The sequence below is a fragment of the Pantoea sp. nfd-35 genome (genome assembly GCF_056892255.1).
In genome coordinates, this window is record NZ_CP122403.1 from 3478299 (window position 1) to 3496196 (window position 17898).

The 17898-nt window shown below is 57.5% G+C and carries 20 protein-coding genes; 5 read left to right on the top strand and 15 right to left on the bottom strand.

Annotated features, from left to right (window positions below):
- Positions 1–40: 40 nt before the first annotated feature.
- The 9 genes from uraH to hpxU form a co-directional block, all read right to left on the bottom strand.
- Entirely contained in the window at positions 41–376 is a 336-nt protein-coding gene (gene uraH, locus P9J57_RS16225) for a hydroxyisourate hydrolase (RefSeq protein ID WP_013024759.1), read from the bottom strand.
- Positions 373–867 (bottom strand): 2-oxo-4-hydroxy-4-carboxy-5-ureidoimidazoline decarboxylase, encoded by a 495-nt coding sequence (gene uraD, locus P9J57_RS16230; protein WP_483279294.1) that lies wholly within the window; start codon positions 865–867, stop codon positions 373–375. Before uraD ends, uraH begins: the two co-directional genes overlap by 4 nt.
- A gap of 1 nt (position 868) precedes the next feature.
- Complete coding sequence (hpxK, locus tag P9J57_RS16235) at positions 869–2122, bottom strand: allantoate amidohydrolase (protein ID WP_483279295.1); 1254 nt, start codon at positions 2120–2122, stop codon at positions 869–871.
- Positions 2119–3354, bottom strand: coding sequence for a pyridoxal-phosphate-dependent aminotransferase family protein (locus tag P9J57_RS16240; RefSeq protein WP_014592995.1), 1236 nt, complete (start codon positions 3352–3354; stop codon positions 2119–2121). Before P9J57_RS16240 ends, hpxK begins: the two co-directional genes overlap by 4 nt.
- A gap of 21 nt (positions 3355–3375) precedes the next feature.
- Entirely contained in the window at positions 3376–4107 is a 732-nt protein-coding gene (locus P9J57_RS16245; protein WP_014592994.1) for an amino acid ABC transporter ATP-binding protein, read from the bottom strand.
- Positions 4088–4744 carry an amino acid ABC transporter permease gene (locus P9J57_RS16250; RefSeq protein WP_024471625.1) on the bottom strand — a complete coding sequence of 219 codons (657 nt, stop codon included), beginning with the start codon at positions 4742–4744 and terminating at the stop codon, positions 4088–4090. Before P9J57_RS16250 ends, P9J57_RS16245 begins: the two co-directional genes overlap by 20 nt.
- A complete protein-coding gene (locus tag P9J57_RS16255) occupies positions 4744–5409 on the bottom strand; it encodes an amino acid ABC transporter permease (protein ID WP_013024753.1) in 666 nt (221 codons plus the stop codon). Before P9J57_RS16255 ends, P9J57_RS16250 begins: the two co-directional genes overlap by 1 nt.
- A gap of 10 nt (positions 5410–5419) precedes the next feature.
- Positions 5420–6205 carry a transporter substrate-binding domain-containing protein gene (locus P9J57_RS16260; RefSeq protein ID WP_015700899.1) on the bottom strand — a complete coding sequence of 262 codons (786 nt, stop codon included), beginning with the start codon at positions 6203–6205 and terminating at the stop codon, positions 5420–5422.
- A gap of 192 nt (positions 6206–6397) precedes the next feature.
- Positions 6398–7237, bottom strand: coding sequence for a MurR/RpiR family transcriptional regulator HpxU (hpxU, locus tag P9J57_RS16265; RefSeq protein ID WP_013024751.1), 840 nt, complete (start codon positions 7235–7237; stop codon positions 6398–6400).
- Between the two features lie 156 nt (positions 7238–7393).
- On the opposite strand from hpxU, the gene P9J57_RS16270 reads away from it, so the two are divergent.
- From P9J57_RS16270 to hpxZ, 4 genes are read left to right on the top strand one after another with little or no spacing between them, the layout of a single operon-like run.
- Positions 7394–8980 carry a gamma-glutamyltransferase family protein gene (locus tag P9J57_RS16270; RefSeq protein ID WP_014592991.1) on the top strand — a complete coding sequence of 529 codons (1587 nt, stop codon included), beginning with the start codon at positions 7394–7396 and terminating at the stop codon, positions 8978–8980.
- Between the two features lie 12 nt (positions 8981–8992).
- Positions 8993–9175 (top strand): oxalurate catabolism protein HpxX, encoded by a 183-nt coding sequence (gene hpxX, locus P9J57_RS16275; RefSeq protein WP_015700900.1) that lies wholly within the window; start codon positions 8993–8995, stop codon positions 9173–9175.
- Entirely contained in the window at positions 9172–10569 is a 1398-nt protein-coding gene (locus P9J57_RS16280; RefSeq protein WP_015700901.1) for an AtzE family amidohydrolase, read from the top strand. Before hpxX ends, P9J57_RS16280 begins: the two co-directional genes overlap by 4 nt.
- Positions 10569–10952, top strand: a complete 384-nt coding sequence (gene hpxZ / locus P9J57_RS16285; protein ID WP_015700902.1) for an oxalurate catabolism protein HpxZ — start codon at positions 10569–10571, stop codon at positions 10950–10952. Before P9J57_RS16280 ends, hpxZ begins: the two co-directional genes overlap by 1 nt.
- A 79-nt stretch (positions 10953–11031) precedes the next feature.
- Here the strand turns inward: hpxZ and P9J57_RS16290 are convergent, their stop codons facing one another.
- On the bottom strand, positions 11032–11979 hold the full coding sequence (locus tag P9J57_RS16290) for a LysR substrate-binding domain-containing protein (protein WP_015700903.1): 948 nt from the start codon (positions 11977–11979) through the stop codon (positions 11032–11034).
- 98 nt (positions 11980–12077) lie between these two features.
- Between P9J57_RS16290 and P9J57_RS16295 the strand changes: the two genes are divergently transcribed.
- Positions 12078–12851, top strand: a complete 774-nt coding sequence (locus P9J57_RS16295) for a 2OG-Fe(II) oxygenase family protein (RefSeq protein ID WP_015700904.1) — start codon at positions 12078–12080, stop codon at positions 12849–12851.
- A 56-nt stretch (positions 12852–12907) separates the two neighbouring features.
- Here the strand turns inward: P9J57_RS16295 and argE are convergent, their stop codons facing one another.
- The 5 genes from argE to P9J57_RS16320 form a co-directional block, all read right to left on the bottom strand.
- Positions 12908–14077 (bottom strand): acetylornithine deacetylase, encoded by a 1170-nt coding sequence (gene argE, locus P9J57_RS16300; RefSeq protein ID WP_483279296.1) that lies wholly within the window; start codon positions 14075–14077, stop codon positions 12908–12910.
- The gene (locus P9J57_RS16305) at positions 14055–14729 is read right to left on the bottom strand and encodes a DUF1028 domain-containing protein (protein ID WP_014606524.1); all 675 of its coding nucleotides are present in this window, start codon (positions 14727–14729) and stop codon (positions 14055–14057) included. Before P9J57_RS16305 ends, argE begins: the two co-directional genes overlap by 23 nt.
- Positions 14726–15160: a RidA family protein gene (locus P9J57_RS16310; protein ID WP_013024742.1), complete on the bottom strand. Its 435-nt coding sequence runs from the start codon at positions 15158–15160 to the stop codon at positions 14726–14728. The genes P9J57_RS16305 and P9J57_RS16310 overlap by 4 nt, the downstream gene beginning before the upstream one ends.
- 17 nt (positions 15161–15177) lie before the next feature.
- Positions 15178–16443, bottom strand: coding sequence for a flavin-containing monooxygenase (locus tag P9J57_RS16315; RefSeq protein WP_072136448.1), 1266 nt, complete (start codon positions 16441–16443; stop codon positions 15178–15180).
- Positions 16444–16689: 246 nt separating this feature from the next.
- Complete coding sequence (locus P9J57_RS16320; RefSeq protein ID WP_013024740.1) at positions 16690–17601, bottom strand: LysR substrate-binding domain-containing protein; 912 nt, start codon at positions 17599–17601, stop codon at positions 16690–16692.
- Between the last annotated feature and the right edge of the window lie 297 nt (positions 17602–17898).

A 17898-nucleotide genomic window follows, 5' to 3' on the forward strand; every position in this document is an offset into this window, starting at 1 on the left:
TCTCAAGCGCAGCGGAAAAACGCTGCGCCTGATGCACCTGTTAACTGCCGCGATAGGTAGACCAGCTCCAGGGCGAGATTAAAAATGGCAGATGATAATGGCTGGCGCTTTCCGTCAGCACAAAATCAATTTGCGCACTGACGTACAACGTTTCTCGTCCGCCTGCGCGGAAGTATTCGCCAATCGCGGCCGTCAGGCGGTACTGTCCCGGCGCAAGCGGCTCGGGTGTCAGATCCTTCAGGCGACCATCGTTATCCGTGATGCCCCGGGCACAGGTTACCCACCCTTGTGCCCCGTGCTGTTCCAGCAACATGGCTACGCCTGGCGCGGGTTTACCCAGCGCGGTATCCAGAATATGGGTGCTGATAGTGCTCATGAAAAACTCTCCTTAAGGCGCAGCAGGGTGATTTCCCGCAGTTGTTCCAGAGATTCCTGGCGCTCGCTTTCCGGGCTGTTGTCCAGCCGCCGTGTAAGTTCATCAAGCATATTCTGTGCGCTGCGCCCTTTCGCCCGGATCAAAAAGACCCGGTTAAAGCGCGCCTCATAAGCCTCGTTGCCCTGCACCATCGCCTGCTGTAACGCATCGTCTGCCTGTTGCATGGCCGCTTGTTCGCTGCGTGATAACCGTTTTTCCTTCTCGTCGCCCTGTGCCTTTTCCCCGATGCGCGGATGAGCTGAAAGCGCCTGATTCAGATCGTCTTCCTGCCAGGCCTGGGCCAGCCGTTGTGCCTCAGCCAGCAGGGCCTCAACGCTGTGAAACGGGCGGGCCGCCACCAGCGCCTGCTGCCAGCGAGGAATCGCGACGCAGTGCGTGAGCGCAAGCTGAGCGACGGCTTGCGGTAGCTGGTTAAAGGTGCCTAAATCCATCTTAATGCTGCTCCGCAAGGTGACATATCGTCTGCAAATAGGCCTGAACCGCCGGGGCGACATCGGCTTCATTGACCGATTCGGCCGGATGGTGGCTGATACCGCGATGGTTACGCACAAACAGCATGCCTACCGGCCAGCGTTCTGCGATTGCGATAGCATCATGGCCTGCGCCACTGGGCAGGGCCAGGCTGCGCCCCTGTACGGTTTCAACCGCGTGGCTCAACGCCTGTTGCAATCCGGCATCGCAGGCCGTCGCCGCAATGCGGTAATACTCATGAGATTCGAAGGTTAATCCCCGACGCAGCGCAATGGCTTCCGCCTGGGTCAGCAAGGCGGACAGCAGCGCTTCAAGCGGTGCGTCCTCGGGTCCGCGCACATCCAGCGACAGATTCACCTCGCCCGGAATAACGTTGACCGCGCCCGGTGCGCAGTTGAGCGTGCCTACCGTTGCCACTAACTGCCCCGGCTGTTCGCGCGTCGTGTGTTCAATAAACACCATCCATTCCGCCGCCGCCGCCAGGGCATCTTTACGATGCTTCATCGGCACCGTACCGGCATGGCCCGCCTCGCCCGTAAAGCAGCAGTTCAGGCGACGGGCACCGTTGATCGCCGTGACCACCCCGAGCGCGAGATCTTCCTGCTCCAGGCAAGGTCCCTGCTCAATGTGCAGCTCCAGATAGGCCACGATATCGCTGACGTTGCGCGCGGCACGCTGGATCTGACTGGCATCCAGCCCCACGTCGCTCATCGCCTGGGAAACCGTAATGCCGTTGCCGTCAGGATGTGTCGGCCAGCTGTCAGGCCAGGTGCCGGTAATGCCGCGACTGCCCAGCAACGTGATGCCAAAGCGCGTGCCCTCTTCATCCCCGAAGCCGATGACTTCAATGGCCAGCGGCAATCGACGCTGGCGATCGTGCAGCCACTGGACGGTTTCAATGGCGCTCAGCACGCCCAGCATCCCGTCATAGCGGCCGGCGTTGCGTACCGTGTCCAGATGCGAACCCAATAACAGTGCGGGAGCGCCGGGCTGCGCGGCCTCATAGCGACCGCAGATATTGCCCACCTCATCCTGCCAGACCGTCATACCGGCAGCCTGCATCCATTCGCCCACGCGCGCATTGGCCCGCAGGTGCTCTGGCGACAGGTAAACCCGTGTCAGGCCCTGATCGCTTTCACTGATCTCAGCCAGCACGTCACAGCGCGCCATCACGCGCCGAGCGGCAATCTGAGCCTCGCTGGCATTCATCATCATGCATGGCTCCCATAGTGGTTCCATGCCGCCTGCGAACCGGCCCCCTGTGGCGTACGATAACCGACATGGGACAGGACCATTTCCAGCGCCGCCAGCGTTTGCATCACGCAGTCTTTACGCGCGTTATAACCCATGGTGCCGATGCGCCACACTTTGCCATGCAGCGGGCCAAAGGACGTGCCGATCTCAATGCCAAAATCCTCCAGCATGAGCTTACGCACTTCATCGCCATTGACGCCCTGGGGAATCACCACGCCCAGGACATTGCTCATCTTGTTACTGAGATCGCCAAAGGTTTCCAGCCCCATTCCCTGAATGCCTTTCAGCATCGCCTCGCCGTGAAGCTGGTGGCGGGCAATGCCGTTGTCCAGCCCTTCCTGCAGAATCAGACGCGCACACTCACGCGCGCCGAACAGGGCGCTGGTGGCTTCAGTATGGTGATTGAGCCGTTCCGGGCCCCAGTAGTCCATGATCATGCCGAGATCGAAATAGTTGGAGTAGATCATCTCGTCGTCACCATCCTGATGCGCGTCGGTGCGGATCCCCTGCTCCACGCATTTGCGCTTGCGGACTATCGCCGCCATCTCATCGCTTAACGTGATCGGGGAGGTTCCGGACGGGCCGCCCAGGCATTTCTGCATGCCCGCGGAGACCGCATCCAGTCCCCATGCATCGGTTTCCAGCGCATTGCCCGCCAGCGACGCCGTCGCATCGGTATAGAACAGCACGCCATATTTTTTGCAGATGGCACCCAACTCAGCCAGCGGCTGCAGCATGGTGGTCGAGGTATCGCCCTGCACGGTCAGCAACAGGCGCGGTTTGACTTTTTTGATGGCGTCTTCAATCTGGTCTGGCGTAAAGACCTCGCCCCATGGCACGTCAATCGTGTGCACATCGGCACGGCAGCGGCGGGCAATTTCACACAGCAGATGACCAAAACGGCCAAAGACCGGCACCAGCACTTTATCGCCGGGGCGAATCGCCGACAGCAGAATTGCCTCAATACCGGCGCGTGAGGTGCCGTCAATCAGTAACGTCCAGCGGTTTTCCGTGCGAAACACGCCACGATACAGCGCCATCACCTCATTCATATAGTGCGTCATGGCCGGATCGTATTGCCCGAGCAGCTGGCTCGACATCGCACGCAGCACGCGCGGATCGGCATTGATAGGGCCAGGCCCCATTAACAGACGCTGAGGAGGATTAATTTGCGGAAATTGAGAGATATCCATAGTGAATTCCTTGTTAAGCACTCAAAGACGCACAGAGGAAATAAACTGCTTTAGCTCCGCCGTCTGTGGAGAAGCGAACAGCGTTTTACTGTCGCCCTGCTCCCAGACGCGCCCCTGATGCATAAAGACCACACGATCGCCCACGTCGCGGGCGAAGTTCATTTCATGGGTGACGAGAATCAACGTCATGCCCTCGGCGGCAAGCTGTTCCAGCACTTTTAGCACTTCACCGACCAGCTCAGGATCCAGTGCAGAGGTAATCTCATCACACAGTAAGACGCGGGGTTCCATCGCCAGCGCGCGGGCAATGGCAACGCGCTGCTGCTGACCACCAGACAGGCTGGAAGGGTAATAATCCAGCCGCTCGCCCAGCCCCACTTTTTCCAGCATGCGCGCCGCCAGTTCGCGGCACTCGGCCTGGCTTTTTTTCAGTACCCGACGCGGCGCCAGCATGACGTTTTCCAGCGCCGTCATATGCGGGAACAGATTGAAGTTCTGAAACACCATGCCGACTGAGCGGCTGATTTCCCGCGCCTGGGAATCACGGTCGGTAATCGTCATACCGCCGAGTTTAATGCTGCCATCCTGATAGCCTTCCAGCCCGTTCATGCAGCGCAACAGCGTACTTTTGCCTGAACCGCTGCGCCCGATAATGGAGATCACTTCTCCCATATCGATATCCAGATCCACGCCTTTGAGAACGTGGTTGGTGCCGTAATACTTCTGCACCTGATTAATGGTGATGAGCGGCATTAAATTTTTTCTCCAGATACTGGCTGTAACGCGACAGCGGATAACACAGCAGGAAATAGCCCAGTGCCACCAGCCCAAAGACTTTAAAGGGCTGATAGGTCACGTTATTCAGAATGGTGCCGGCCTTGGTCAGCTCGACGAACCCGATAATGGATGCCAGCGCCGTGCCTTTGATCACCTGCACCGCAAATCCCACCGTGGGGGCAATCGCAATGCGAATCGCCTGGGGTGCGATGACCCGCGTCAGCGTCTGACCAAAATCAAGCCCGAGGCAGCGTGATGCTTCCCACTGGCCCTTGGGCAGGGCCTGAATACTGCCATGCCAGATATCCAGCAGAAACGCGCTGGTATAAAAGGTCAGCGCCAGCGAGGCGGCGGTCCAGGGCGCGACGTCGATACCGAACAGTCCGACGCCAAAGAAAGCCAGAAACAGCTGCATCAGCAGCGGCGTGCCCTGGAACAGTTCGGTATAGGCACGGATCACGCGCGTCAGCCATTTACGCTTTAACAGGCGTAAAAACAGCAGCGGCAGCGTGACCAGCGTGCCGCCTAAAAAGGCCACCAGCGACAGCGCGATGGTCCAGCGAGCCGCCAGCAGCAGATTGCGCAGGATGTCCCAGTCAGTAAAGGTTGTCATCATGCCTGCACCCCCAGCCATTTGCGGCCAATCGCCAGCAGCAGCTGACGCATCACAATCGACAACGCCAGGTAAATCAGCGTGGTCACCGAGTAGACTTCAAAACTCAAAAAGGTGCGCGACTGAATCAGGTTGGCGGCGAAGGTCAGTTCCTCGTAGGAGACCTGCGAAACCACCGACGATCCCAGCATGACAATGATGCACTGGCTCACCAGCGCCGGATAAATCCGCTGCAGCGACGGCGGCAAAACCACGCGTAAAAACGTCTGGCTGCGCGTCAACCCCAGAACCCGACCGGCTTCCCACTGCCCTTTTGGCGTGACCTGAATACCGGCACGGATAATTTCCGTACTGTAAGCCCCCAGGTTAACCAGCATGGCCAGCAGCGCGGCTTCACCCGCCGTGAGTTTCAGCCCCAGGTTCGGCAAGCCGAACACAATAAAGAACAGCTGCACCACAAACGGCGTGTTGCGTATCAGTTCAACATAGAGGCCCCACAGGCGGCTTAACCAACTGGGTTTACCACTGCGCAGCGCCGCGCCGATGATACCGATACTGACGCCCCCGACCGTTGCCAGCACGGTTAACTGGATCGTTACCCACAGGCCGGAGAGCAACTCCGGCCAGTACGGCCACAATGCAGGGAAATTAAGTTGCCCGGTCATTGCTCCGTCCTTATGCGCCCAGGTTGGCTGGCAGCGGCGCTTTCAGCCACTCTTCGGACATTTTATTCAGCGTGCCGTCTTTAATGCCCTGCTCGATCAGCGTATTCACTTTGTCTTTCAGCGCCGGCTCGTCTTTCTTCAATCCGATATAGCACGGAGAGTCTTTCAGCATAAATTGCGCAACAGGGGCTTTTGCCGGGTTCTGACGCGTAATGGCCGCGACCACAAGGTTACCCGTTGCCACGTACTGCACCTGGCCGGAGAGGTAAGCGGATAAGGTGGTGTTGTTATCTTCATAACGTTTCACCTGCGCATCCTTAGGGGCTACCTCACTCAGTACCATGTCCTCTACCGCACCGCGGGTGACGCCAACAGATTTACCGCTCAGTGCTGCGGCATCCTTCAGATGATCGCCTTTAGGACCGAAAACGCCCAGGAAGAACGGCGCATAGGCCCGGCTAAAGTCGATCACCTTTTCGCGTTCCGGGTTTTTCCCCATGCTGGAGATCACCAGGTCAACTTTGTCCGTTTGCAAGTAAGGTACGCGGTTCGCGCTGGTGACCGGCACCAGCTGCAACTTAAGTTTCATCTGCTTAGCCAGATACTTCGCCATGTCGATGTCATAGCCCTGGGGTTGCAGATCGGTTCCCACTGAGCCAAACGGCGGGAAATCCTGCGGTACCGCAACCCGCAGCACGCCGCGTTTCTGGATATCCTGCAGTTGATCGGCCAACACGTTGCCCGCCTGCACCATCAATATTGCCGCTGCTGCGACCGCCATCAGAACTTTTTTCATTATGCACCCCGGTGAGATTATGTGAAACAAAAGATTCTTATTGATGGCATTCTGCAACTAATGTGCCAACGCGGACGCACGCTGAAAAATGCGGCTTAATGGCTGTTGAGCGGTATTTATAGCGATACAGAGGCATCAGACGTTGCCCCGCAGGACGTTCCAAAACGGGGCAAAGCACCAAAACGGTGCCTGTTAACGGTGCTCCAGCTCGTCAAGCTGGTGATAAAGATCGGCAATATGGTGAATGCGCTGGCGTCCGTCTGACAGCAGTTCATGCAGCAAGGCATTGGCAAGCAGGTTGATAAGGCTCATGGCCGACGCGTAACTGTCAAACGCTGACACGCTGTCCAGTGGTGCGCAAAACTGCCAGCGCGCCAGGGCGATAACGCTCTGCGCCTGAGGCTCGCACAGCGCCAGCACGGGAATAGCGGCGCTTTGCAACTGCTGCATCAGCGGCTGGATAATGCGGGTGCGCCGCCGGAAGGCGATAACCACGACCATATCCTCAGGCGTTATATCCACCAGGTCCTCGGCCAGCGTCTGTCCCGGCTGGGGCAGGATATGCACCTGCGAACGCGTCTGTATCAGCTGTTGGCGCAGGTGCAGCGCCACCGGATAGGCATTGCGCATGCCGACAATGTAGATACGTTTCGCCTGAGCCAGTTGAGCGATCACCTCAGTAAACTGCCGGGCATCAATGCTGTTTACCCACTGTGTCAGGTTGGCCATCTCCTGCTTGTAATGGCGCGACAGTAAGGTATTGCCCTGTACGGCATCGCGGTTATCCGTTAGCGGCATCCCGCTCTGGCGCAGGGTACGCAGCTCATCGCGCATATCTTTGTATTTGTCATAACCGAGCCGTTTAAACAGCCGGCTGACGGTCGCTTTTGACACGCCGCTCAGGCGCGCCAGCTCGGCGCTGTTATAGCTAATCAGATCGTCGAAGTGGTCAAAGATAAAGTCGGCAATGCGCTGCTCCTGCGGCGAAAGCTGTGGGTAATGGGTTTTGAGCCGTTCATCAAGCTGTTTCATTCAGGTCCTGTAACTTTTGTTTCAACCGCGGGGTTTAACAGAAGCTAGCATAATTTGGGCCAGATAAACCGGTTCCGATCCTTAGCGGCGATAAAAACTGGAACGGCTCTTGCTTAGTTATTGGTTCTGTACCCTGAATAACACAATGAGAAGAGCATGATTCAGAGCAATATGGCCCCGCTGGGCATGGCGGTAACGCCTCATCATCTGGCCAGTGAAAGTGCCCTGGCGGTGCTGCGTGAAGGCGGCAATGCGATTGAGGCCATGGTGGCCGCTGCTGCGACTATTGCCGTCGTCTATCCGCATATGAACGGCCTGGGCGGGGACGGTTTCTGGCTGATAATGCCGGGTAAGGGCGACCCCATTGCTATCGACGCCAGCGGCAGAGCGGGTTCTCTTGCAAATATCGACTTCTATCAGGGTGAAACGCAAATTCCACATCGCGGGCCAAAAGCCGCATTAACGGTGGCGGGCACGGTGAGCGGCTGGCATGAGGCATTGGCGCTGTCAGCCGAGCTGGGCGGCACGCCCCTGCCCCTGGCACGATTACTGCGTGACGCGGTGCGTTACGCAGCAGACGGCATTCCGGTCACGGCCTCGCAGGCCGCGGCCACCCGTAGCAAGCGCGAAGAGCTCCAGCATCAGCCCGGCTTTTCCGCCCTGTTTTTGCCGGACGGGGATGTTCCGGCGGAAGGCAGTCGTTTCACCCAACCCGATCTGGCGCGCACGCTCAGCCTGTTAAGTGAAGAAGGGCTGGAAAGCTTTTATCGCGGCACGCTGGCGCACCATCTGGCAGGCGAGATGGTCAACCTGGGCATTCCCGTTACCCTGGCCGATTTACAGCAGCAGCGGGCCAGTCGGGTCAAGCCGTTGCATGTCAGACATAGCGAAGGCGATATCTGGAATATCACACCGCCGACGCAGGGGCTGGTTTCTCTGGCGATCCTGGGCATTACCGATCATCTGGATATGGCGAATGCCGATGAAGCACAAACCATTCACCGCATCGTTGAGGCGACAAAAAAAGCGTTTGCTTTACGCGATCGGCACATCACCGATCCCCGTCATGTGGTGGACGATCTTCAGGCGCTGCTCGACAGCGATCTGCTCACAACGATCGCCAGCCAGATTGATGATAACCGCGCCGCGCCATGGGGAACCGGACGAGGCCCCGGCGATACGGTCTGGATGGGCGTCATGGACAGCAGCGGCCTTTCCGTCTCTTTTATCCAGAGCATTTATCATGAATTTGGCAGTGGCGTGGTGATGCCCGGCACCGGGATCGTCTGGCAAAACCGCGGGGCGGCTTTCAGCCTCGATCCCGATCACCTGCTGGCACTCGCCCCGGGTAAACAACCTTTCCACACGCTGAACCCTGCCGCGGCGCGCCTGAAAGACGGCCGGACGATGGTATATGGATCCATGGGCGGTGACGGACAGCCCCAGACCCAGGCTGCCATTTTTACCCGCCATGTGATCCAGCGCCTGCCGCTGCAACAGGCGGTCAGCGCACCCCGCTGGCTGTTGGGCCGAACGTGGGGACAGACCTCGGATTCCCTCAAGCTGGAGAGTCGCTTCGCGCCAGAAACGCTGGAGCGGTTACGTCAGTTAGGCCATGAGGTGGAGTCACTTCCGCCATTCAGTGAAGTCGTCGGCCATGCAGGTGCGATTGTTCGTCACAACAACGGTATGTTCGAAGGCGCAAGCGATCCGCGTAGCAACGGCAGCGCCGCCGGTTTTTGACAGGAGTACGTTATGAATCACATTGAGTGGGCAACCTATATCGCCCAAATGGAACACATTCTTCATCTGGAGCTGGACGACGCACGCCGTGCAGCCCTGCTGGTCCAGATGACGCGCATTGCCGATATGGCGGCCCCGCTGATGGCTTATCCGCTGGACGATCGTCTTGAAGTTGCAGGAGTGTACAAGGCATGAGGCTGAGCGAGGTTTCCATTCAGGCACTTCAGCAGAAGATTCAGCAGGGAGAGATCAGTGCGCGTGAAGTGGCGGAGCAGACGCTGACCGCGATTGAGAAACAGAATCCGCAGCTTAATGCCTGGACGGATATCACTTCAACGCGAATGTTGCAGGAAGCGGATGCGATTGATAAACAGCGCCTGCGCGGTGAGATGTTACCGCCGCTGGCGGGCATTCCCTATGCGGTAAAAAACCTGTTTGATGTGCAGGGTTACTCAACCCTGGCTGGGGCTGAATTATTTCGTCAGCGCCCGGCAGCCAACCGTGACGCCTTTGCCATCGCCCAACTGCAGCAGGCCGGCGCCCTGCTTTCTGGCATGGTGAATATGGATGCCTATGCCTACGGTTTTACCACTGAAAACAGCCACTATGGCGCCACGCGCAACCCGCATGATCTGGCGCGGATCGCCGGGGGATCCTCCGGCGGTTCAGCGGCAGCCGTGGCGGCCGGACTGGTGCCTTTCTCGCTGGGCACGGATACCAATGGATCGATACGCGTGCCGGCTTCCCTGTGCGGCATCTTTGGCCTGAAGCCAACCTTTGGTCGCCTGTCCCGCAGCGGTAGCCATCCGTTTGTCGCCAGTCTGGATCACATTGGTCCCTTTGCCCGCCGCGTTGACGATCTGGCGCAAGTTTACGATCTCCTGCAGGGTAAAGACAGCATGGATGCCTTTCAGGCCGATCGGCCTCAGGCACCCACGCGGCCTCAGTTGGAACGGGGGGCACAGGATTTGCGCTGTGCGGTTCTGGGCGGCTTCTTTTCGACGTGGTGTGATCATGATGCCCGTGCCGCGCAGATTCAAATCGCGACCGCGTTGCAGGCTAGTGAGGAAGTGATTATGGCGGAAGCCGAACTGGCCCGCTCAGCCGCCTTTATTATGACCGCGTCAGAAGGCGGCAATCACTATCTGCCGGCGCTGCGTCAGCAACCTGAACGGTTCGAACCTCATTCCCGTGAGCGCCTGCTGGCGGGCGCGATGCTGCCGGGTGCGTGGTATGTGCAGGCGCAACGCTTCCGTCGTCATTTCCAACAGCAAATACTGCCGTTGTTTGAGCGGTTTGATGTCCTGATCGCCCCCGCCACCCCTTGCAGCGCGCCGCTGATAGGTCAGGAAACTATCGCCATCAACGGGCAGAACTTGCCGACCAAGGCCAGCATGGGCATGTTAACCCAACCGATCTCTTTTCTCGGCCTGCCCGTCTGTACTGTTCCACTGGCCACGGCAAGCGGCTTGCCGATTGGCGTACAGCTTATCGGTGCGCCGTTTAACGAACAGGCGGTATTACGAGCCGCCTTTGCCCTTGAACAACAAGGTCTGACATTTTCGCCTACCTGTATGGCTGGAGCCTGATGAATACTGAAGAGATTAACCGCCCCGACGTGCTGGATGCCGTAACCGCCGCCTTTTACCGTTACGAACAGGCGCTGACGGGCAACGATATTGTCGTTCTGGATGCGCTGTTCTGGCACGATGCCAGAACGGTGCGGCTGGGTGCCGGAGAGAACCTGTACGGCATTGATGAGATTCGCGCTTTCCGTGCCGCCCGCCCTTCGGCGGGGCTGGATCGCACCTTACAGAATACGGTGATCACCACCTTTGGCGATGCCTTTGCCGTGTGCAGTACCGAATTCACCCGTGCAGGCACGGAGAAAATTGGCCGTCAGCAACAAACCTGGGTGAAATTCCCCTCAGGCTGGCGCATCGTCGCGGCCCAGGTCAGTCTGATGAGTTAAACCGAACCATTGCGCCAGAGGCAAGGATGCCTCACCTTCATGCTGGTCGATCATCGTCCCGGTGACCAGTGCAGGCCCCTCAGGAAAGGGAGGCGGCATCCCCGGCTGGCTTTCCGGCGGGACCGCGCTCTGCCGCGCGTTCCCGCAGCCAGGCAATCATCTCCTCACTTCCCTCCTGGCTGGCTGTCCGCGCAGGCCAGGCAAGATAATAGGGTTTACTGAGCGGCAGACATAAGGAATCGATCGCCACCAACTCGCCCCGGGCCAGTTCCCCGGCAATCATGTGACGTTGCCCTAACAGCATCCCCGCGCCTGCCACCGCCGCATCAATCGCCAGTGAGGTCAGATTAAACGTCAGGCCGGGCTGCGCCACGGGCTCAGGGAGTCCTTTTGCCTCAAACCACGCAGGCCAGTCCGGCAGAAAACGTCCCTCTTTCCCCCAGTCGAGATGAATCAACGGAGCCTGGTTTAATCTGTCTGCGGCAGCAAAGGTATTGATCAGCGCGGGACTGGCGACCGGAAAAACCTCATCATGGAACAGATACTGTTTGTTCAGCCTGGGATAGGCCTCTTCTCCAAAGCAAATAACAAAATCAGCCGGGGTTTTACTGAAGTCCACGTCGGCGTGCGTGCCATGAAGAGAGAGGCCGACATGCGGGCAGCGCGCTCGCCAGTCAGACAAATGCGGCAGGACCCATTTTGATGCCAGTGCGGGAAGCGCATACAGCGTAAGCTGAGCGGCGGTATCTTTTCGTCCGATATTCCGTTGACCAAGCTGCAGTATATCGAAGGCTTCCGACACGTAGCGGAGATACTGCCTGCCCATCTCAGTCAGCATGACGCCATGCTGAGTCCGTAAAAACAGGACGCAGCCAAGGTGATCTTCCAGCTGACGAATCTGCTGGCTCACCGCGGCTGGCGTCAAGGCCAACTGCGCCGCCGCCTTTGTCAGGCTGCCGGTTTCCGCAGCGACCTTAAATGACTGAATAACGTTAATTTTAGGCAGGCGCAACGACGGCGTGGGCATTAAGGCTTCCTTATCAGGGTCTTAAATATTTATTGGTATTCAGTACAATCGGGCGTCGTTACAGTGATGACTAAATAATCACGCGTAGGAAATAAACGATGTCTGAATCTCTGGTACGCACTGACTTACATCCTCTGTCCAGTCACGCCTGGCGTCAACAGTGTCGGACGCAACTTCATCAGCAGGGCGCGCTGGTGCTGCGCAATTTTTTACAGCCCGCCGCCTTAGCGGCCATCGTCGCAGAAGGCGATGCGCAACGCCACCGTGCTTACCATACCCAAAGTAAGCATAACGTCTACCTGATGAAAACGGACCCTGCGTTTAGCGATACGCATCCCCGGAACCGCGAAGTCAGTAGCACTAAGGGCTGTATTACTGATGACGTCATCGCGCCGGATTCTCCGCTGCGTCAGCTCTATGACGATGCACTTTTTCAGTCTTTTTTGTGTGAGGTGCTTGATGAAGAGGCGTTGTATCCCTACGCCGATCCTTTGTCGTCCATTAACCTTCACTATGCCTCGCACGGGAAAGAGCTGGGATGGCATTTCGATAACTCGTCGTTTGCCATCACGTTACTGGTGCAGAAACCAACCGGCGGCGGGCGGTTTCAGTATGTGAAAGATCTGCGGGATGCCGATGCGGGCGAGATGAATTATCCGGGCGTGGCCGACGTGCTGGATGAACAGCAGCCCGTCGAAGAGCTGGCAATTGAAGCCGGTGACCTGGTACTGTTTCGCGGACGTAATTCCCTGCATCGCGTGACGCCTACCGAAGGCGACGTGACCCGGATGCTGGCGGTGCTGGCTTACAATACCGCGCCCGGCATCGCCTTGTCTGAGACGGCCCGGATGACATTTTACGGTCGGTTGTAAACGGCACCGGCGAGCGGATAGGCTCAGGCCACACGGGGCGTTCCGCCCTGCGTGGCTTAACCGGCCGCGTGCATCCACTGGCGCAGATTTTTTAACATCGTCATACAGCGTTCAAGCTGTTCAACACTGACAAACTCATCTGCTTTGTGTCCCTGTTCCATACTTCCCGGCCCACAAACCAGGGTCGCTATTCCCATCTCGTTAAATAACCCGCCTTCGGTGCCAAAGGCCACCGTGGTGAAGTCGTCTTGCCCACTCCACTGCGCCAGCCAGCGGGCAAAGTCGGTCTGCGGATCCGTCAGCAAGCCGGGATAGTCGCTCAGCGGCTGAAAGGCAATGTGACATACCGGATCAATGCGCTGCATTTCAGGCATCAGCTCAGCTTCGGCGAAGTGGCGCACACTGTCATACAGGTTCTGTATATCCGTATCGGGCAGCGTTCGCCACTCCACATCAAACTGGCAGGTTTCAGGCACAATATTGAGTGCTGTTCCGCCCTGAATCGTGCCCACCTGCAGCGTGCTGTAGGGCGGTTCGAACCGTTCATCACGTTGCTGCCTGAGCGCCGCTTCCTGATGCAACAGATGCGCAATTAGCCGCCCGGCATAGTGAATCGCGTTGACGCCCTGGTGCGTATAGGCGGAATGGCAGGCAAGGCCCTGTACCCGGCAGCGCACCGCCCGCTTTCCCTTATGTCCGTAAACCGGCTGCATGCCGGTCGGCTCACCCACGATACACATCGCGGGCTTTGCCGCTGAGGCATTGAGCATCGCCACCAGCGAGCGCACGCCCAGGCAGCCGACCTCTTCGTCATAGGAAAAAGCAAGATGTAAGGGCATGCGGAGGGGCTGTTGCAGAAAGTCATCCAGCGACGCCAGCACGCAGGCAATAAAGCCTTTCATGTCGGCACTTCCCCGCCCATAACATCGCCCGTCACGCTCCGTCAGGGCGAAAGGCGGAACGGACCAGTTTTGTCCCTCAACCGGCACCACGTCCGTGTGCCCCGACAGCATGACCCCGCCCTCGCCGTCCGGCCCCAGACGCGCATACAGATTGGCTTTTTTACCGCTGTCGTCATGCAGCCACTGCGTCGTCACGCCCCTGTCAGTCAGGTAGTCGTCAATAAACTGAATCAGGGCCAGATTTGACGCCCGACTGGTTGTGTCAACGGCCAGCAGTGAGGCCAGAATCGCCCTTAAACGATCATTCATCGCCGGGCACGCCATAGGAGGGAGCCTCACGCGGATCCAACGCGCGCGTGACATAGGCTTCCATCTGCGGTTCATAGGCAAGCCACAGTTGCGTCAGTTGTCCAACAGGATCGCCCTCTGTCCAGTCGATGCGCAGATCCACCAATGGCCAGGTGTAGTCATCCACCAGTTTGAGCGCGGCAGAATGTAACGGTCCGGCTTCTCCGCCCGCCGCTACACCGGCCTGAAGGGCCGCAAGCAGCCTGCTGGCCAGTTCACCGGAGGCCGCAGCAAAAGCCGCACACATTGCTGCCGTCACGCCTTTGTCCGCCAACATATTACCTGCGGCGATACAGTTTTTTCCTTCAGCCACGCTCCAGATCCCCAGGGTTTGGCTGCCACTGAAAAACGCCGTATTCCCCTGGATATCGATTGCGGCGACCTGACGGTAGTCACTGAATCTGTCTTCAGCCAGCGCCAGCTTGAGCGCCACATCGAGCGCGCGGCCCTGATCCAGATACACCAGAATCTGCTGCCCCAGAGAAGGCAACGTAATGTTCTGGCTGGATACGGCCCCCACGCCAGCCTGCAGCCAGGGGCAACGCGCGCCCACGGCGATGCTGGATGAACTGATGGCGATGCCAAGTTGACCGGTTTCTTCACAACGTGCCGTTACCGATAAGGTCATTGGGTCGCTCCACCTTTCCAGTCATCCGGAATCACCGCAATGACATCTATTTCCATCAGCCACTGCGGCTGCGCCAGGGCTGAAATCACCAGACCAGTCGAGACGGGGAAAACGCCTTTGAGCCATTTTCCCACTTCACGGTACACCGGCTCGCGATAGCGCGGATCGATAATATAGGTGGTGGTTTTGACGATATGCGACAAGTCGCTTCCTGCCTCTTCCAGCAGTTGCTTCACATTTTTCATCGCCTGCGCCGCCTGCGCAGCCGGATCGCCCAGGCCAATCAGATTGCCGTCGAAGTCAGTGCCGACCTGGCCCCGCAGATACACCGTGTTACCTGCACGCACGGCCTGACAGAGATCGTTGTCCAGCGTTTGATTGGGATAGGTTTCTTTGGTGTTAAACATCCGAATACGTGTATGGGTTGGCATAAAGACAGTCTCCTGGTTCAGTTTTCTGAAGCGGCACGGTAATCCTGATACTGGCGCTGGATAGCAATATGGTCGGCGACATATTTTGCGTCATGCCACACGCCCCAGATAAACGAGGACCCCCGGCGCGACTGCCAGGGAAGCCCGAGAAAATAGAGCCCGGACTCGGTGGAAACGCCGCGTTGATGAACGGGTCTGCGCTTCTCATCAAAGGCGTTAACCTTCAGCCAGCTGTAATCGGTGGCATAGCCCGTTGCCCAGATGAGGGTGGTGATCCCTGCGCGGACGAGATTGAGCGACTGCACAGGATGCGAGACGCTTTCCGGATCGGGCAGAAACGCGCGCGCGGCCGGATCCTCGGGCAAATCGAGGCCATGCCGTTTTACCCAGGCATCTGCCGCGTCAAGCAGGGATAAATAGTTTTCATCACCCGAGGCGATGTTTTGCGCCAGATCGGGCTTAAAGGTCACGACATCACCGGAAAAGCGCTCCGTTAACCCGACCAGGTTGATGCCCTGTTCCGCCAGCCTGCGAAAGTCAACGGTGTGGCCGCCTCGCGCGCCGCTGACCGCAATGGTGACGTGCTCTTTACCCGGTTGACTGGCAGCAGCATCCCACAGGCCGAGCACACCTAACCACCAGCAAAAATCCCGGTTGCGATAACGGCGCGGCGGCCGATCGTGCGGCCCAACAGAGAGCCAGACGTCTTTTCCTGCACGCTGCAGCTCATCGGCAATCTGCACCCCTGACGAGCCCGCGCCGATCACCAGCACGCCGCCTTCAGGCAGTTGTTGCGGGTTGCGATAGTCTGCTGAATGCAATTGAGTGAATCGCGCATCCGTGGGCGCAATCGCGGGGATAATGGGCTTCTGAAAGGGGCCTGTGGCAACGACCACGCGTTGAGCGACGAGCGGGCCTTCAGAGGTGAGGACATCGAACCCGCTGCGCCCGGCACGGGGCGCCACGCTGATGACCTCGACGCCGGTCTTGACAGGGGCTTTAATGTGTTGCGCATAGGCTTCAAAATAGTCCGCGATCTGTTCTTTAGGCACAAAGCTGTCGGGATCCTGCCCCGAAAACGTCATGCCGGGAAACCGGTCGTGCCAGGCCGGGCCGTTGGCGACCAGCGAATCCCAGCGGCGGGTCCGCCATGCCTCAGCAATACGTTTTTTTTCCAGCACGCAATGCGGAATGCCGAGCCGCCCCAGATGCTCGCTCATGGCGATACCGGCCTGTCCTGCCCCAATCACCAGGGTGTCTGTTTCTTGCTCTGTTATTGTCATTCCACCATCCTCAAGCCCGCCGTTTCAATGACGTGTTCCTGACACGCGATAGCGCCAAGACTATTTGAGGCAAGTGAATGGGTAAAATATTATAAAGCTAATATCTGAATAAGAAATTAATAAGCAAAGGATGCGCAGTCGATTATTATGGCCATCCGACGATTACAACGCGGAATGACTCAACACCGTTGGTCAAAAATACTTTTCCTTTTCTTACCGAACTGCACGATAAATGCGCCCTGCTTTTCACGCCGTCGGCCCTAATGCACTATTCTGGCAATAGTCCATAAAAAGTTTTGTTGGGCGCGTCGGTTCATTATGACTTAACCAGGCCATGATTAACGTCGAGGCTTCCATCTCATCTTCAATATCAATCTGCGCAAGTTTTTCACCGTCATAAGTCATATCCGTGTAAGGCCGGGTGACCAGCACGGAAAAGCCTAATCCCTGCCCCACCATGCACCGTACCATTTCGATGGAGGGCGAACTGTAGGCAACCTGCGGGTGATAACCTTTGCTTTTGAAAATATTGATGAAGTAATTCCTGCTGGGTACAGCATCCAGTAAAATCATGGGTTCCTGACTCAGCTCACGCAACGTGACGAGGGATTTTTGCGCCAGCGGATGCTTTACTGGCAAGAGCGCATAGGGTTTATGCGGCGCGTTCAACGCCGCTTTTTGTATCGTGTTATCCAGCTCAAGATCGTACAGGAAAGCCAGGTCGAAACGTCCGCGATGGAGCCCGTGCATCAGTTCATGCTGCTCGCCATCGTAAAGTTCAATGGTGATGTCGGGATAACGCTTTTTGAAGCCCGCAATCAGTTTTGGCATGTACAGCGGTGCCGCAGATTCGAAGCAACCTATTGCAATCGTTCCTGAAATCAGCGTGTTATCTGCACGTGAATTTTGCTCAAACTCATGTGTCAGGCGTAACAGCTCCTGGGCTTTTTCATAAAAACGGCGGCCACCGGGCGTCAGAGAAACCCCTTGAGCATGATGACGGATCAACAGCTGCTGATCGAAGGCGTCTTCCAGATTTTTAATGGAGACAGAGATAGAGGGCTGTGCGATATGCAGCTGGCGCGAAGCTTCAGCAATGCTTTCTGTCTCTACGACGGCGACAAAATACCTGAGCTGTTTAAGTGTAAAGCGACTCATAGCGTTACCTCTGTTTTTTATGGCTACCCGGAAGCTTTGCTTCGTTTTCGACTAAGTAGCGCTGCAAATGCTATGCCACATCACGTTCAGTTAGCCTGCGTGCCCTTTATTCAAAAATACCGCCCGCCTGTTTTTTTAGCCGCAACCGATCGCGACGCTCAAAAAAAGAAATTGCACCAATAACTCTCACGTTGCGTCTTAATGATCAGCGCCCTGCCCTAAATAAGCGCAAAAAGGGAAGCAATACGCTAATTATTCCCCTGTGATATTAAAAACACGTCATTTAAAAAGGCAGAT

Excerpts from the sequence above, each read along its gene's own strand:
- hpxX (WP_015700900.1), top strand. The coding sequence starts at position 8,993 with ATGAATCACATTGAGTGGGCAACCTATATCGCCCAAATGGAACACATT.
- P9J57_RS16320 (WP_013024740.1), bottom strand. The coding sequence starts at position 17,601 with ATGAGTCGCTTTACACTTAAACAGCTCAGGTATTTTGTCGCCGTCGTA.
- P9J57_RS16255 (WP_013024753.1), bottom strand. The coding sequence starts at position 5,409 with ATGACCGGGCAACTTAATTTCCCTGCATTGTGGCCGTACTGGCCGGAG.
- hpxZ (WP_015700902.1), top strand. The coding sequence starts at position 10,569 with ATGAATACTGAAGAGATTAACCGCCCCGACGTGCTGGATGCCGTAACC.
- P9J57_RS16240 (WP_014592995.1), bottom strand. The coding sequence starts at position 3,354 with ATGGATATCTCTCAATTTCCGCAAATTAATCCTCCTCAGCGTCTGTTA.
- P9J57_RS16295 (WP_015700904.1), top strand. The coding sequence starts at position 12,078 with ATGTCTGAATCTCTGGTACGCACTGACTTACATCCTCTGTCCAGTCAC.
- P9J57_RS16315 (WP_072136448.1), bottom strand. The coding sequence starts at position 16,443 with ATGACAATAACAGAGCAAGAAACAGACACCCTGGTGATTGGGGCAGGA.
- P9J57_RS16260 (WP_015700899.1), bottom strand. The coding sequence starts at position 6,205 with ATGAAAAAAGTTCTGATGGCGGTCGCAGCAGCGGCAATATTGATGGTG.
- argE (WP_483279296.1), bottom strand. The coding sequence starts at position 14,077 with ATGGCGTGCCCGGCGATGAATGATCGTTTAAGGGCGATTCTGGCCTCA.
- P9J57_RS16310 (WP_013024742.1), bottom strand. The coding sequence starts at position 15,160 with ATGCCAACCCATACACGTATTCGGATGTTTAACACCAAAGAAACCTAT.
- P9J57_RS16245 (WP_014592994.1), bottom strand. The coding sequence starts at position 4,107 with ATGCCGCTCATCACCATTAATCAGGTGCAGAAGTATTACGGCACCAAC.
- uraD (WP_483279294.1), bottom strand. The coding sequence starts at position 867 with ATGGATTTAGGCACCTTTAACCAGCTACCGCAAGCCGTCGCTCAGCTT.
- hpxK (WP_483279295.1), bottom strand. The coding sequence starts at position 2,122 with ATGATGATGAATGCCAGCGAGGCTCAGATTGCCGCTCGGCGCGTGATG.
- P9J57_RS16270 (WP_014592991.1), top strand. The coding sequence starts at position 7,394 with ATGATTCAGAGCAATATGGCCCCGCTGGGCATGGCGGTAACGCCTCAT.
- P9J57_RS16280 (WP_015700901.1), top strand. The coding sequence starts at position 9,172 with ATGAGGCTGAGCGAGGTTTCCATTCAGGCACTTCAGCAGAAGATTCAG.
- hpxU (WP_013024751.1), bottom strand. The coding sequence starts at position 7,237 with ATGAAACAGCTTGATGAACGGCTCAAAACCCATTACCCACAGCTTTCG.
- P9J57_RS16305 (WP_014606524.1), bottom strand. The coding sequence starts at position 14,729 with ATGACCTTATCGGTAACGGCACGTTGTGAAGAAACCGGTCAACTTGGC.
- P9J57_RS16250 (WP_024471625.1), bottom strand. The coding sequence starts at position 4,744 with ATGACAACCTTTACTGACTGGGACATCCTGCGCAATCTGCTGCTGGCG.
- uraH (WP_013024759.1), bottom strand. The coding sequence starts at position 376 with ATGAGCACTATCAGCACCCATATTCTGGATACCGCGCTGGGTAAACCC.
- P9J57_RS16290 (WP_015700903.1), bottom strand. The coding sequence starts at position 11,979 with ATGCCCACGCCGTCGTTGCGCCTGCCTAAAATTAACGTTATTCAGTCA.